This window comes from Streptomyces recifensis, from assembly GCF_002154615.1.
Lineage (GTDB): Bacteria > Actinomycetota > Actinomycetes > Streptomycetales > Streptomycetaceae > Streptomyces > Streptomyces griseoluteus.
Genome location: NZ_MUNH01000511.1, coordinates 1 through 13,918, shown reverse-complemented (window position 1 = coordinate 13,918; position 13,918 = coordinate 1). Strand labels below are relative to the sequence as shown.

The window sequence follows — 13,918 nt, the reverse complement described above, 5'->3', positions numbered from 1 at the left end:
GTACGCCGCCCAGTCCGCCGCGTGGGCCCAGCAGACGCAGGCCGTACCGCAGGCCGCGCAGCCGCACGGCGCCGAATGGCACAGCGGCCCGCAGCAGGCCCCGGCCTTCCCGCACCAGCAGGGCGGCACCCCCGCCGCGCCGGAGCAGCCGGCCCACGGCGACCGCAGCCCGACCACGTTCCACCAGTTCGCCCTCGGCCACGTGATGCGCATCGGCCGTTCGCTGGACAACGACCTCGTCGTCTCCGACCTGCAGGTCTCCCGGCACCACGCCGAGTTCCAGACCACCCCTGAAGGCCGCTTCGAGATCCGCGACCTCGGCTCGCACAACGGCACGTACGTCAACGGTCAGCCCATCGCCAAGGGCGGCACCGCGGTCCTCGGCCCGGACGACATCGTCGGTGTCGGCCACTCGGCCTTCCGCATCGTCGGCGACCGCCTGGAGGAGTTCGTCGACACCGGTGAGGTGTCCTTCTCCGCCCGCCACCTCACCGTCACCGTCGACGGCGGCAAGCAGATCCTGCGGGACGTCTCCTTCGGCGCCCCCGAGAAGTCCCTGATCGCGGTCATCGGGCCGTCCGGCTCGGGCAAGTCCACCCTGCTCAAGGCGCTCACCGGCTACCGCCCCGCCAACGAGGGCGAGGTGCTCTACGACAACCGGAACCTGTACAAGCAGTTCGCCGAGCTGCGCCAGCGCATCGGCCTGGTCCCGCAGGACGACATCCTGCACAAGGAGCTGAGCGTCCGGAAGGCGCTGAAGTACGCGGCCAAGCTGCGCTTCCCCGCCGACACCACGCCCGCCGAGCGCGACGCCCGTATCGACGAGGTGCTGCGCGAGCTGAAGCTCGACATCCACAAGGACAAGAAGGTCACGTCCCTCTCCGGCGGCCAGCGCAAGCGCGTCTCGGTCGCCCTGGAGCTGCTGACCAAGCCCTCGCTGATCTTCCTGGACGAGCCGACCTCGGGCCTGGACCCGGGCATGGACCGCGACGTGATGCAGTTGCTGCGCGGTCTCGCCGACGACGGCCGCACCGTCCTGGTCGTCACGCACTCCGTCGCCGAGCTGGCGCTGTGCGACAAGCTGCTGGTGATGGCGCCGGGCGGCGCGGTGGCCTACTTCGGTCCGCCGGAGGAGGCGCTGAACTTCTTCGGCTACGACACCTGGGCCGACGTCTTCTCCGCCTTCGAGAACTACCGCGACTACGACTGGGCGGGCCGCTGGAAGGGCTCGCAGCACTACCAGATGTACGCCGCCGACCTCGACGCGGTCGCCGCCCAGTCCGTCACCGCGCCCCCGCCGCAGGCGGTCAAGCCGCCCAAGCCGCAGAGCTGGGGCTCGCAGCTGCTGACGCTGGTCCGGCGGTACGTGGCGGTGATCGGCTCCGACAAGGGCTTCCTGGCGCTGACGGTGATCCTGCCGGCCGTGCTCGGTGCGGTCAGCCTGCTCATCGACCACGAGAAGGGGCTGCTGGTCAACCCGCTCAACCCCAGAACCGGCCTGCACGTGCCCAACGGCACGGCGACGACGGTCCTGCTGATCCTCGCGGTCGGCGCCTGCTTCGCGGGCGCGGCGAACTCGGTCCGCGAGCTGATCAAGGAGCGGGTGATCTACGAGCGGGAGCGCGCGACCGGCCTGTCCCGCTCGGCGTACCTGATGTCCAAGGTGGTCGTGCTGGGCGCCGTCACGGTGCTCCAGGGCCTCATGGTCGGTCTGATCGGCTTCGCCAGCCGGGAGATCCCGGACCGGGGCCTCGTCCTCGGCGGCTCGACGCTCCTGGAGCTGTGCCTGCCGATCATGGCGCTGGGCTTCACTTCGATGATGTTCGGCCTGGTCATCTCGTCGCTGGTGCGCACCGCGGAGAAGACCATGCCGCTGCTGGTGATGTTCGCGATCATCCAGGTCGTGTTCACCGGCTGCCTGTTCACCCTGCACGGCACGCCCGGTGTCAACGAGTTCTCGTACCTGATGCCGTCCCGCTGGGCGGTGGCCGCGGCAGGCACCACGCTGGACTTCAACAACATCGCGCCGAACACCGACGACCCGACCAGTACCGACCCGCTGTGGGACCACTCTGCGGCGGCCTGGAGCCTGGACATGGTCGTGCTGATCGCGCTCGGGGCGGCCTGCGGCTTCCTCGTCTCGCGCTTCCTGCGGCGGCACGAGCCCGAGGTCATGCGCAAGTAGCGGCGCTCTCTCCTGAGAGGCACGTGAAGGGCGGCACCCCGTTCGGGTGCCGCCCTTCCGCGTCGTCTCAGAGGTCCGCGCCGACCTCAGTACGCGCTGTTGACGTTGTCGATCGAGCCGTACCGGTGCGCCGCGTAGTTGGCGGCGGCGGTGATGTTGGCGACCGGGTCGTAGATGTCGTTCGAGGTGCCCTTCACGTGGTACGTGGCGAAGGTGGGCGGGATCACCTGGAGCAGACCCTTGGACGGGACGCCGTTGATGGCGTTCACGTCGTAGTTGTTCTGGGCGTTGGGGTTGCCGCTGGACTCGCGCATGATGTTGCGGTGCAGGCCCTCGTAGGTGCCCGGAATGCCCTTGGCCTTCATGATGGCCAGCGACTGCTTGATCCAGCCGTCGAGGTTGTTCGCGGCGCCCTTGGCACCGGCGGAGCCGGCGGCCTTGGCGGAGATGGCGGGGGCGGCCTTGGGAGCCTCGGCGGCGTGGGCGGCCGGCGTCAGCGTCAGGGCGGCGGCCGCGACGCCGGTGGTGACCAGGCCGGTGACGGCCAGGTTGCGCAGACGGGCAAGGCGGGAAGCAGCGGTGATCGCGGTCAAGGGGGTCTCCTACGGGACGTCTCTGAGGCGCCGGCCGGATCATCCGGTCGCGGCCTGTCGGGCGTCGGGGCGAGGCCCCGCACAGCGCGGCAAACAAGGTCGGTCCCGGCGATCCCGCCCGGCCCGACCCGCTGCTTGCGGCGACGAGAAACATGATTAGCGACCGCGAAACCGGGAAGCAAGAGTGTGACCTACTACCCAAGAGCGTAGAAACTTCCCAAATCGGTCATTTCGTGGCTTTCCTGCGCGTCAGACCGCCATACGGCTCTACGATCCCGCTTAGGACGTGACCTACCTCTCGTGGGTGGCGTCACGCCGAGAGCCGCAAAATCAGGCTTCCGGCCACCTGTCACACCCCGGCTTCACGCCTCCATCGGGGCGGTCATTTCCGACAGGGCTACTCGGACAGCCGGCCGGGCGACGCCGCTGAGCACCGGCACGGTGCGCGCGTGCAGGATGGCGCGGCGGGCGACGGCCGCCCAGGGCGCGGGACCGGAGGGATCGCATCGCGCAGCGGCAGAAACCGGGTGACCTCGTCGTGGTTGCCGCACGTCACCAGGACCGCACGCGGAGTACCGTGCCTGTCGGTGATCAAGTGGTGTTTGAAGCCGGGCGCCGCTCCCGCTGCCGCAGGAGCGGCTCCAGGCGGTTCGTCCCCACACCGCACCAGGGCGAGCACGCACGCCGACGGCATAACTCGGTGGCGCCAGCCGCAGTTACCCGCGATCATGCGGCCCATGACTGAGCAGCCCGCGCGATGGACCGAGGCGACCGTCTACCCCGACATGTGGACCGATCCGGATGACGACCCGCGCGAAGGACCAAGCCCGGACGGAGAGTTGGCGACTCTCCAGGACTATCTGTCCAACTACCGCCTCACCCTGCGCATGAAGTGCGAGGGCCTGGACGCGGCGCAGCTCGCGCTCCGGTCGGTGCCGCCCTCGACCATGTCGCTCCTCGGGCTCGTCCGGCATCTCGCCGAAGTCGAGCGGGACTGGCGGAACTGGATCAGTGAGGGTGAGCCGCTGCCGAAGCTGTACGGGGTGCGGGACGCGGACTTCGAGGAGGCCGTCGGCGAACAGGATGTGGTGGAGCAGGCGTTCCATGACCTGGAGCGGGAACAGGCAGCCACGGACGCCGCGTTGGCCGAGCACACCGATCTGGGAGCGCGTGTCGGCAAGGAGAACATCGCCGTGCGGGAGTTGCTGGTGCACCGCGTCGAGGAGTACGCGCGTCACTGCGGGCACGCCGATCTGTTGCGGGAGCGGATCGACGGGAGGGTGGGACAGTGAAGCCCGCCACCCTGTAACCTCCCCCACGTGAACACCGGATCGGCGTCGAGCCACCCACAGGACGGTCAGCCGGTGGACGACTGACTGCCCGGGGGCCTCCGGGACGCGCGTATGTCATCGCGTCCGAGTCAGAGCCCACCGTGAGGTCAGTATGTCCGTAACGTTCAACCACACCATCGTCGCCGCCAAGGACCGTGAGGAATCGGCCCGGTTCTTCCGGGAGTTGCTGGAGGTGCCGGAGGCGCCGTCCTGGGGGCCGTTCGTGAATGTGCAGCTCAGTGATGGGGTGCTGCTCCAATTCGCCGAGCCGCCGGTCGACATCCAGATGCAGCACTACGCGTTCCTCGTCGACGACGAGCTGTTCGACCGGGCCTACCGGCGGCTCCGGGACTGCGGGGTCGTGCACTGGGCCGATCCGCAGATGCGGCGGCCCGGCGAGATCAACCACGAGCACGGCGGGCGGGGTGTGTACTTCAAGGACCCGGCCGGCCATGCGATCGAGCTGATCACCCGGCCGTACCTGTAGCGAGCCGGCCGGGCACCCTCAGGGAAAGGCGCAGGGTGCCCGGGCACAGGGTCACTGCCGGTACGACCCCACCTGCCGCACCGTCACCCGGTCCAGCTTCACGGAACCCTCCTCGGCGAACACCCGCACCCCGTCGGAGGCGGGGTCGGGGAACACCAGGTCGGTGATGGTCGCCTCGCCGTCGCCCCCGTACACCTCGACCGAGGACCAGTCGACGAGTATCCGTAGCCGGACCTTGCCGTCGCGCGGCTTCAGCGGGGCCCGCTGCACTCCGGGGAACGACGGGCTGAAGTCCGTCACCCCGGAGTGGGTGCGGTCGACGTACATCTCGCCGGCCGTGCGGTCGTAGCCGACGACCGTCTCCTCTCCCCCGCTTCCCGTGCGGACCTTGAGGCCGAAGCGGGCGGCATCGCGGACGGAGAAGGTGGCCTCGATGTCGAGGGCGTTGCCCTTGGCGGCGAGCGGGCGGGAGGTGCCGGCGAGGGTGAGGCCCGTCGTCGTTGTGGACCGGCGCCACAGGGTGGAGAGCGCCGGCACCGGTTCGCTCATCAGGCGGGCGCGGCCGTCGACGGTGCGGAGGGTCAGGCGGCGGGGAACGGTCTGGGCGCTGCGCCAGGGGGTGGTGGGGGTGGCGCCCGCGTAGTCGAGGCCGGCCATCCAGCCGATCATGTACCGCTGGCCGTCAGGGGCGTCGTTCCAGGTCACGGCCGCGTAGTGGTCCTTGCCGAAGTCGACCCAGGAGGCGCGGTCCACGGTGGAGCGCGCGGGTGCCTGGGCCTCCGTGAAACTGTCGGCCATGATGTGACCCCAGCCGCCGGTGTTGCGGTCGACCAGTTGGATGCGCGCGGTGCGGCCCTGGTAGGGGCGCAGGTCGAAGGAGGCCCAGTCCATCGCCTCGCTGTCGGGGCCGGTGACGCTGCGGACGATCTGGCCGTCGATGACCAGGTTGACGGCCGTCTCCTGGGTGAGGGGCTCGGCGCGGGTGTCGGAGAGGACCAGGTGGTCCACGTCGAGGTGGCCCCAACGGCCGGTGTTGTCGTCCACGATCCGAATGCGGGCCCGTTTGCCTCTGAGGTCGCGGACGTCCCAGGAGGCCCAGTCGAGCGCTTCGGCGTCGCGGCCGGTGGTGGTGCGTACCGTACGGCCGTCCACGACGAGTTCGACGGCGGTGCGGTTGGCGGAGGCGGCGGGGTGGTTGCCGCCTCCGACGAGGAAGTCCAGGTAGTCCTTGTCGAGGATGAACTCGGGCGAGGTGAGCGCCCCGGTGGCGGTGTCGCCGCCGCGGTAGGTGTTGACCAGACCGTCGCCGAGCCAGCCCGAGACCTGCTGCTGATCGGGGAGGGTGCCGGTGGCCGGCGCGGCGCCGAAGGCGTCGCCGGTGGCGGTCCAGTCACCGTACGTGCCGCCCTCGAAGTCGGCGAGGACAGTGCCCTCGGGGGTGGGGCCGCGGTCCACGGCGGTGCCGGGTTCGTGCGGGTGGCGGCCGCCGCCGACCTTGAAGTTGAGGTACGGCGTGCTCACCGTGAAGCCGGGTGAGGTGAGGGTGCCGGTGCTCGGGTCGCCGCCGTGGAAGCTGTTGGCCAGGCCCTTGCCGTCGAACCCGGTGACCGTCTGCTGGCCGTCCACCGCGCCGGACGCCGGTCCGCCGCCGAAGGCCGTGCCGGTGGCCGTCCAGTCACCGAACCCAGCCCCCTCGAAGTCCTGGACCACGGTGCCGGGCGGCGGGGTGTAGCTGCCGTCGTCGTCCGGGGTGAACCGGGTGCCGTCGAAGTCGCCGGTGAAGTACTGGGTACCCGAACCGCCTGCCACCGCACCGGGGTTGACGTTGGTGACCAGGACCCACTTGACCTGGCGCGGGTTGCCGTCGACGGCGAGGGGGAACAGGTCCGGGCACTCCCAGACGCCGCCGGTCGCGCCCGCCGGGCCGAAGTCGCTCAGCAGCATCCAGTCCTTGAGGTTCTTGGAAGTGTAGAAGCGGACCTTGTGCTCGGTGGGCAGCGCGACCGTCATCAGCCAGCTCTTGGTCGGCGCGTACCACTGGACCTTGGGGTCGCGGAACTCGGTGGAGCCGATGTCCAGTACGGGGTTGCCCTGGTACTTGGTCCAGGTGCGGCCGCGGTCGGTGCTGTAGGCGAGGGACTGGGCCTGCCTGCCGCCGTTCTTGAAGGCACTGGTGTAGACGGCGACCATCGGCGGGTTGCCCGGCGTGCCGAAGCCGCTGGTGTTGGTGCGGTCGATCACCGCGCTGCCGGAGAACACCATCTCCTCGTCGTCGTGGGACAGGGCGAGCGGGAGCTGCTTCCAGTGCACGAGGTCGGTGCTCACCGCGTGGCCCCAGGACATGTCGCCCCAGGAGTTGCCGTTGGGGTTGTACTGGTGGAAGAGGTGGTATTCGCCCTGGTAGTACACGAGACCGTTGGGGTCGTTCATCCAGTTCTGTTCGGGCGTGAAGTGGAACTGGGGGCGGTAGGTCTCGGTGTAGGGCGGTGCGTCGGCGGCGGCCGCCGCCGGGGTGAGCGAGGCGGCCGCCAGGGCGCAGGCGGACAGTGCCGCCGCGATCAGCCAGGCGCGGGCGTGCCGCGCTCCGTGTACGGAGGTCATGACATCTCCTGTGCTGCGGTCGGCCCCGCGGCGGAGCGTGGCGTGCGGGGCGCACGGGCCGGGAGGAGGTGGGCAGGCCGCCGGTGCCGTCGTCCCTGGCGTCGGCGGGAGATGTCATCGTTGACTCATGTCATCGATGACAGCGAGCGGGTGGGTCGATGATGCGGCAGAGGCAGGGGCGCGTCAACGGCTCGCGCGCAGGCGTTGGTCGGCCGGTTCACGGCGTACGGCAGAAGCCTCCTGCGTTGCCGATTTGTGACAGGTCCAGGGCATTGACGGCGCCCTGAGGGGCCGTCCATAGTCCTCGCCATGCCGTGTCAACGATGACATAAGTCAACGATGACACCTCGGGACGGCATGCTCCGATGCCGGCCGCGCCGCTCGCAATCCCGCAGGAGTCGTTCATGTCTCGCAGTCCTCGCCCCCACCTGTCCCTGCTGAGAGTCGCCGCGTGTACGGGTGCCCTGGCCCTGGCCCTCACGGCGTGCGGCTCCGGCTCCGGTGCGGAGTCGGCCACGTCGGGCTCGGGCGGCGTCAAGGTCGGGCTGATCACCAAGACCGACACCAACCCGTTCTTCGTGAAGATGAAGGAGGGCGCGGAGAGGTCGGCCAAGGAGAACGGCGCCCAACTCCTCACAGCCGCAGGCAAGTTCGACGGGGACAACGCCGGCCAGGTCACCGCGGTCGAGAACATGGTGGCGTCCGGGGTGAAGGGCATCCTGATCACGCCGAGCGACTCCAAGGCGATCGTGCCCGCCCTGGCGAAGGCCCGCGCCAAGGGCGTACTGGTGATCGCGCTGGACACGCCGACCGAGCCGCAGAGCGCGGTGGACGCGCTGTACGCCACGGACAACCTCAAGGCGGGCGAGCTGATCGGCGAGTACGCCAAGGCCGCGATGAAGGGCAAGAAGGCGAAGATCGCCACGCTCGACCTGGCACCGGGCGTGTCGGTGGGCGTGCAGCGGCACGACGGGTTCCTCAAGGGCTTCGGCGTCGGCGCCAAGGACCCCTCCGTGGTCTGCTCCCAGGACACCGCCGGTGACCAGACCAAGGGACAGACGGCGATGGAGAACTGCCTCCAGAAGGAGCCGGGCATCAACGTCGTCTACACGATCAACGAGCCCGCCGCACTGGGTGCTTACACCGCGCTGAAGGCCAAGGGCCGGGAGAAGGACGTACTGATCGTCTCCGTGGACGGCGGTTGCACCGGGACCAAGGCGGTCAAGGACGGGAAGATCGCGGCGACTTCTCAGCAGTACCCGCTCAAGATGGCCGCCGAGGGCGTGAAGGCGGTGGTGTCGTACGCCAAGGACGGGAAGAAGGCGTCCGGTTACACCGACACCGGCGTCACCCTGATCACCGACAAGGCGCAGTCCGGGGTGGACGCGAAGGACACCGCGTACGGCCTGGACAACTGCTGGGGCTGAGAACCCGGTTCCCCCGACCGGGCGGCCGGCCCGGCCACTCCCCCGCCGGTCCGGCCGCCCCCGTTCTCCCGCGTCCCCCGACCAACTCGACCTCGGGTAAGCCCTTTCCGACAAGGACGTCGTATGACCGCCACGACCACGCCGTACGCCGGGCTCACGGCGCCGAGCACGGCGCGCCGACTGCTCACGGCTCCCACCACCGGTCCCCTGGCCGCCCTCCTGATCGCCTGTGTCTTCTTCTCCTTCTCCACCGACCAGTTCCTGACCGGCGGCAACTTCTCGCTGATCGTGCAGCAGGTCATGGTCGTGGGCACGCTCGCCATCGGGCAGACCCTGATCATCCTGACGGCGGGGATCGACCTGTCGTGCGGGGCGGTGATGGCGTTCGGCAGCATCATGATGGCGCGGATGGCGGCCGAGGGCTCACTGCCGCCGCTGCTCGCCATCGGTCTGGGGCTGCTGGTGTGCGCCGGATTCGGGCTGCTGAACGGGGTGTTGACGGAGCGGGTCCCATTGCCGCCGTTCATCGTCACCCTGGGCATGCTGAACGTGGCGTTCGCGCTGACCCACATCTACTCCAAGGAGCAGACGGTCACCGAGTTGCCCGGCCCACTGACCGCGCTCGGCGGCACCTTCCCGCTCGGCCACACCGACATCACCTACGGGTCGCTGGTCACCATCGCCCTGTTCCTGCTGTTCGCCTACGCGCTGAGCGGCACCGGTTGGGGCCGGCACGTGTACGCGCTCGGCAACAGCGTGGAGGCGGCCCGGCTGAACGGCGTCCGCACCTCCCGGCTCACCATCGGCGTGTACACGGTCGCCGGGCTGCTCTACGGGGTGGCCGCGCTGCTGCTCGTCTCCCGTACCGGCGTGGGTGATCCGCAGGCGGGGCAGACGGACAACCTCGACAGCATCACCGCCGTGGTCATCGGGGGGACCTCCCTGTTCGGCGGGCGCGGTTCGGTGCTGGGCACGTTCATCGGAGTGCTCATCGTCGGGGTGTTCCGCAACGGCCTCCAGTTGATGGGGGTCGCGTCCATCTACCAGACGCTGATCACCGGGGTCCTGGTGATCCTCGCGGTGACCGTCGACCAGATCTCCCGGAAGAAGGCCCGATGACCACCGCCGACTCCCCCACGCCCGTCCTCCAGGCCCGCGGTCTGGTCAAGCGCTACGGCCAGGTGACCGCCATCGACGGCGCCGACTTCGATCTGCTGCCGGGTGAGGTGCTGGCGGTGATCGGGGACAACGGCGCCGGGAAGACCAGTCTCGTCAAAGCGCTGACCGGGGCGATCGTGCCGGACGCGGGCGAGATCCGGCTGAACGGCGAGCCGATCCGGTTCACCGGGCCGCAGAGCGCCCGCGCGCACGGCATCGAGACGGTCCACCAGGATCTCGCGGTCGCCGCCTCGATGGACATCGCGTCCAACATGTTCCTGGGCCGGGAGCTGCGCCGGCCCGGTGTGCTGGGCAGTGTCTTCCGGATGCTGGACAAGAAGCGGATGAGGCGGGAGGCCGCCGAGCACATGGCCGATCTGAAGATCGGGCTGCGCTCGCTCACCCAGGCCGTGGAGACGCTCTCCGGCGGGCAGCGGCAGGCGGTCGCGGTGGCGCGGTCGGTGGCGTGGGCGCGCAGCGTCGTGGTGATGGACGAGCCGACGGCCGCGCTCGGTGTGAAGGAGTCCGGCCAGGTGCTCGACCTCATCCGGCGGGTCCGGGACAGGGGGCTGCCGGTGGTCCTGATCAGCCACAACATGCCGCACGTCTTCGAGATCGCGGACCGCGTCCATGTGCACCGGCTGGGGCGCCGGGCGGCGGTGATCAAGCCGTCGGAGTACTCGATGGCCGAGGTGGTCGCCATCATGACCGGGGCGCTCACGGTGGACGGGAGCGGAGGTACGGTCGTCGCGGACTCCGAGGCCGCGAAGGCCGCCGGGGTCCAGGCCACCTGACTTCCACGGCCCGGGGGTGCCCGGCCGGAGCCGACCAGCACAGGAGACGTGTCCCGCATGGCCGCGAACCGCCGCCCCACCCTGGCCGATGTCGCCCGCGAGGTCGGGGTGAGCGCCAAGACGGTCTCCCGTGTCCTCAACGAGGACGGTCCCGCCTCGGCACGGACCCGGGAGCAGGTACTCGCGGCCGTGGCGCGGCTGGGTTTCCAGCCGAACCTGATGGCCCGCAACATTCGCGTGGGCGGCCCGGACACCACGATCGGGCTGGTCGTGCCCGACCTCGGCAACCCGTTCTTCGGGGCGGTGGCGGGCAGCATCGAGGACCGGGTGCGCGAGCGGGGGCTGACGCTGCTGATGGGCTCCTCGGCCGACGATCCGGACCGGGAGCGGGCGCTGACGGACAAGTTCCTGGCGCGCCGGGTCAGCATCCTGATGGTGGTGCCGTCGGTGGGTGCCGACCACGCCCATCTGCGGCAGCACCGGGCCGTGGGGCTGCCGGTGGTGTTCGTGGACCGGCCGGGCGCGGGGCTGGCGACGGACTGCGTGGTCAGCTCCAACCGCGAGGGCGCCCGCGCCGGGGTGACGCATCTGGTGGGATACGGACACCGCCGGATCGGGTTCGTCGGTGACCTGCCGACGCGGCTCTACACCCGGCGGGAGCGGCTGGCCGGCTACCGGGAGGCGCTGCGGGACGCGGGACTGCCCGACGACCGGCTGCTGATCGCCAGCGCCCACGACCAGCACGACGCGGGCGAGGCGACGGCCCGGCTGCTGGCCCTTCCCGACCCGCCGACCGCGCTGTTCGCCGGCAACAACATCGTGGCCCTCGGCGTGGTCGCGGAGCTGGCCCGCAGCGGGCGCAAGGACGTGGCGGTGGTCGCGTTCGACGACGTGGCACTCGCGGAGGCGCTGGAGCCCGCCCTGACGGTGGTGGCCCAGAACCCGGAGGAGATCGGCCGTACGGCGGCCACCACGGCCCTGGCCCGCCTCGACGGCGACCGCTCCCGCGCCCGTACGGTCACGGTGCCGACCCGGCTGATCGTGCGGGGGTCGGGCGAGCAGGCGGTCAGCGCGCCGGCTTGAGCAGATGCGGGGCGTGCCGGCGTACGGCCTCGCGTATCTGCCTCATCGACGGGTTGACCATCGCGTTGCCCGCCACGGTGACGGTCGGGACGGTCTCGTTGCCGTCGGCCACCATGCGGACGTACCCGGCCGCGTCGGGGTCGCGCCAGATGTTGACCTCGGTGCGCGGGAGCCTGGCCAGCCGGAGCCGGAGCCGCAGTTTGATGCAGAACGGGCACAGCGGCCGCCAGTAGACGACCACGCCGTCCCGGTAGTCGGTCACGGTCTTCCCCTCGGTCGGCGTCGTTCGGTCCGAGCGTAGTGGAGGGCCCGCGCGGGCGTCGCGCGGGCCCTCCTGCGCTCCCTATACGGCTAGTTGAAGCCGACGGTCACCGGTTGACGGACGCTGGTCCTCGGGGTGGTGATCTTCAGGGTGTGGGTCCCGGCGTCCCACTGCCAGGCGGAGGGGGCGAGTGGGGTGCCGTTGGAGGTGACGTGGGCCGGGGGCTTGGTGAGGCCCTGGAAGGTGACCGTCCACGTGCGGCGGCTCGGAAGGCCCTTGTAGCTGCCCCGGGTGGGGGCGATACGCAGGGCGTGCCCGGTGTGACTGACGCGGGTGGTGGCCGAGCGGTGCCGGGCGGGGGTGCTGACGCCGTCGTCCTCGTAGAGGGTGAAGGCGCCCGGCGCCCCGGTGGCGACGGTGAGGCCGACGCGGTCCAGCGGGGTGCCGGAGTCGTGGGCGGCGTTGCCGGTGCGGGTGGCGACGATGCCGCCGGCGCGGAGGAACACCGGCATGGTGTCCAGGGTGGTCGTCACGTCGTACGAGGTGCCGCCGGCGCCCGCGGTGTAGGTGCGGCCGGTGAAGTAGTCGGTCCAGGTGCCCTCGGGGAACCACACGGAGGTGGTGGTGCTGGTACCGGGCGTGGTGACCGGGGCCACCAGCATGTCCGGCCCGTACAGGTACTCGCTGCCCGCCCTGGTGTAGGCGGCCTCGTCCTCGGGGTGGTCCAGGTAGAGCGGCCGGACGATGGGGACGCCGGTGGTGGCGGCCTGCTGGGCGAGGGTGTACGTGTACGGGACGAGGGACTCGCGCAGCCGGAGGAACTTGGCGGCGGAGTCGCGGGCCGCGTCACCGTACTGCCAGGGCAGCCGGTCGCTGTGGTTGCTGTGCAGGCGGTCGATGGGCTGGAAGGTGCCGAACTGGACCCAGCGGGCGTACAGGTCGTCGGGCAGCTTGGTGGTGCGGTGGGTGCGGCCGTCGTCGGTGGTGTAGGTCTCGGCGCCGGGGATGCCGTGGCCGTCGTTGTGGCCGCCGATGTCGTGGCTGATGGCGGCCATGCCGGTGGCGGCGGACTCGCCCGGCGTGTAGCCGACCTCCGCGCTCAGGGTGCCCCAGGTGGAGGCGGTGTCGCCGGAGAAGTGGAGCGTGCTGCGCTTGTCGGCCCAGGGGCCGGTGGGCAGGCCCACGCCGCCGCTGTAGCCACCCGCCTGGAGGGAGCCGTAGGCGCGCGAGAGCACGAAGGCGCGCTCGGCGGTCTCGGCGGTCAGACCGGCGTACTTCTGGTTGATCCAGGCGTCCGGGGTGACACCGGGCTGCGAGGAGCGGGAGGCGTCGCAGCACCAGTCCAGCCACCAGAAGTCGTTGCCGGCACGGTCGAAGGGCCGGTGCAGATCGAGATACGCCCGCAGCTGGTCGGGGTCGCCGAAGTCGAAGGTACGGCACTCCGACCCGGCCGAGCCCGCGCAACCGCCCTTGCTCAGCTTGCCCTTGGCGGTCTGCTGGGCCGCGGCGTACTGCGGGTCTGACTCCAGGATGCTGGGGTGCACGTTCAGGGTGTTGTGCAGGCCCTGCGCGGTCGACCAGTCGAAGAAGCCCTTGGGGTCGGGGTACTTGGCCGGGTCGAAGTTCCAGCCGCTCCAGGTGTTGGGCGCCTTGAAGTCGGTGTCGGTGACGAGCACGTCCAGGGGGACGCCGGCCGCGCGGAAGGCGGGCAGGATGGTGTCCTGGTAGTCCTTGGCGGTGCGGTCGATGTACTCGGAGTACCAGACGCCGTAGGCCCAGCGGGGCAGCAGCGCGGGCGGGCCGGTCAGGGTGGCGAGGTCGGCGAGACCCTGCTTGTAGTCGTGGCCGAAGCCGAAGAGGTAGCCGTCCTGGTAGGGCTTTCCGGCATGGCCGGTGCGGGGCGTGGCCTTGCCGGTGCGGGCGTCGTAGACGGCGGAGGGCGTGTCGTCCAGCAGGTGCCAGCCCGCGGTGCAGCAGGCCGGGGGTGGTGCGGGGGC

10 protein-coding genes and 2 pseudogenes are annotated in these 13,918 nt (G+C 70.6%); 7 read left to right on the top strand and 5 right to left on the bottom strand.

From position 1 onward, the window contains the following. Positions 1-2,185 (top strand): ABC transporter ATP-binding protein/permease (locus tag CCN33_RS24515; protein ID WP_244173924.1); only part of this gene is annotated, 2,185 nt, incomplete at its 5' end. Positions 2,186-2,271: 86 nt separating this feature from the next. Here CCN33_RS24515 and CCN33_RS24510 read toward each other — a convergent pair. Together CCN33_RS24510 and CCN33_RS32555 are read right to left on the bottom strand one after the other, a co-directional pair. Continuing rightward, positions 2,272-2,778: a transglycosylase SLT domain-containing protein gene (locus tag CCN33_RS24510; protein ID WP_086695659.1), complete on the bottom strand. Its 507-nt coding sequence runs from the start codon at positions 2,776-2,778 to the stop codon at positions 2,272-2,274. Positions 2,779-3,250: 472 nt separating this feature from the next. Continuing rightward, positions 3,251-3,400 (bottom strand): annotated as a pseudogene (locus CCN33_RS32555) (IS5/IS1182 family transposase); the annotation flags it as partial. 115 nt (positions 3,401-3,515) lie between these two features. Between CCN33_RS32555 and CCN33_RS24500 the strand changes: the two are divergent. Continuing rightward, entirely contained in the window at positions 3,516-4,070 is a 555-nt protein-coding gene (locus tag CCN33_RS24500) for a DinB family protein (protein ID WP_392226984.1), read from the top strand. Between the two features lie 151 nt (positions 4,071-4,221). After that, complete coding sequence (locus CCN33_RS24495) at positions 4,222-4,596, top strand: VOC family protein (protein ID WP_086695657.1); 375 nt, start codon at positions 4,222-4,224, stop codon at positions 4,594-4,596. Positions 4,597-4,647: 51 nt separating this feature from the next. On the opposite strand, the gene CCN33_RS24490 is transcribed toward CCN33_RS24495, so the two are convergent. Next, on the bottom strand, positions 4,648-7,197 hold the full coding sequence (locus CCN33_RS24490) for a GH32 C-terminal domain-containing protein (RefSeq protein WP_086695656.1): 2,550 nt from the start codon (positions 7,195-7,197) through the stop codon (positions 4,648-4,650). Positions 7,198-7,601: 404 nt separating this feature from the next. Here CCN33_RS24490 and CCN33_RS24485 point away from each other — a divergent pair, with 404 nt between their 5' ends. From CCN33_RS24485 to CCN33_RS24470, 4 genes are all read left to right on the top strand, one after another. Next, positions 7,602-8,624 carry a sugar ABC transporter substrate-binding protein gene (locus CCN33_RS24485; RefSeq protein WP_086695655.1) on the top strand — a complete coding sequence of 341 codons (1,023 nt, stop codon included), beginning with the start codon at positions 7,602-7,604 and terminating at the stop codon, positions 8,622-8,624. A 123-nt stretch (positions 8,625-8,747) separates the two neighbouring features. Beyond that, positions 8,748-9,743: an ABC transporter permease gene (locus CCN33_RS24480; RefSeq protein WP_086695654.1), complete on the top strand. Its 996-nt coding sequence runs from the start codon at positions 8,748-8,750 to the stop codon at positions 9,741-9,743. Then, the gene (locus tag CCN33_RS24475; RefSeq protein ID WP_086695653.1) at positions 9,740-10,576 is read left to right on the top strand and encodes an ATP-binding cassette domain-containing protein; all 837 of its coding nucleotides are present in this window, start codon (positions 9,740-9,742) and stop codon (positions 10,574-10,576) included. Before CCN33_RS24480 ends, CCN33_RS24475 begins: the two co-directional genes overlap by 4 nt. Before the next feature lie 57 nt (positions 10,577-10,633). Beyond that, a complete protein-coding gene (locus tag CCN33_RS24470) occupies positions 10,634-11,659 on the top strand; it encodes a LacI family DNA-binding transcriptional regulator (RefSeq protein ID WP_086695652.1) in 1,026 nt (341 codons plus the stop codon). Here the strand turns inward: CCN33_RS24470 and CCN33_RS24465 are convergent. Next, on the bottom strand, positions 11,643-11,921 hold the full coding sequence (locus CCN33_RS24465) for a glutaredoxin domain-containing protein (RefSeq protein ID WP_086695651.1): 279 nt from the start codon (positions 11,919-11,921) through the stop codon (positions 11,643-11,645). The genes CCN33_RS24470 and CCN33_RS24465 overlap by 17 nt on opposite strands. Positions 11,922-12,010: 89 nt before the next feature. Beyond that, positions 12,011-13,918, bottom strand: a pseudogene (locus tag CCN33_RS24460) (glycoside hydrolase family 31 protein); the annotation flags it as partial.

Excerpts from the sequence above, each read along its gene's own strand:
- CCN33_RS24495 (WP_086695657.1), top strand. The coding sequence starts at position 4,222 with ATGTCCGTAACGTTCAACCACACCATCGTCGCCGCCAAGGACCGTGAG.
- CCN33_RS24475 (WP_086695653.1), top strand. The coding sequence starts at position 9,740 with ATGACCACCGCCGACTCCCCCACGCCCGTCCTCCAGGCCCGCGGTCTG.
- CCN33_RS24480 (WP_086695654.1), top strand. The coding sequence starts at position 8,748 with ATGACCGCCACGACCACGCCGTACGCCGGGCTCACGGCGCCGAGCACG.
- CCN33_RS24470 (WP_086695652.1), top strand. The coding sequence starts at position 10,634 with ATGGCCGCGAACCGCCGCCCCACCCTGGCCGATGTCGCCCGCGAGGTC.
- CCN33_RS24500 (WP_392226984.1), top strand. The coding sequence starts at position 3,516 with ATGACTGAGCAGCCCGCGCGATGGACCGAGGCGACCGTCTACCCCGAC.
- CCN33_RS24490 (WP_086695656.1), bottom strand. The coding sequence starts at position 7,197 with ATGACCTCCGTACACGGAGCGCGGCACGCCCGCGCCTGGCTGATCGCG.
- CCN33_RS24485 (WP_086695655.1), top strand. The coding sequence starts at position 7,602 with ATGTCTCGCAGTCCTCGCCCCCACCTGTCCCTGCTGAGAGTCGCCGCG.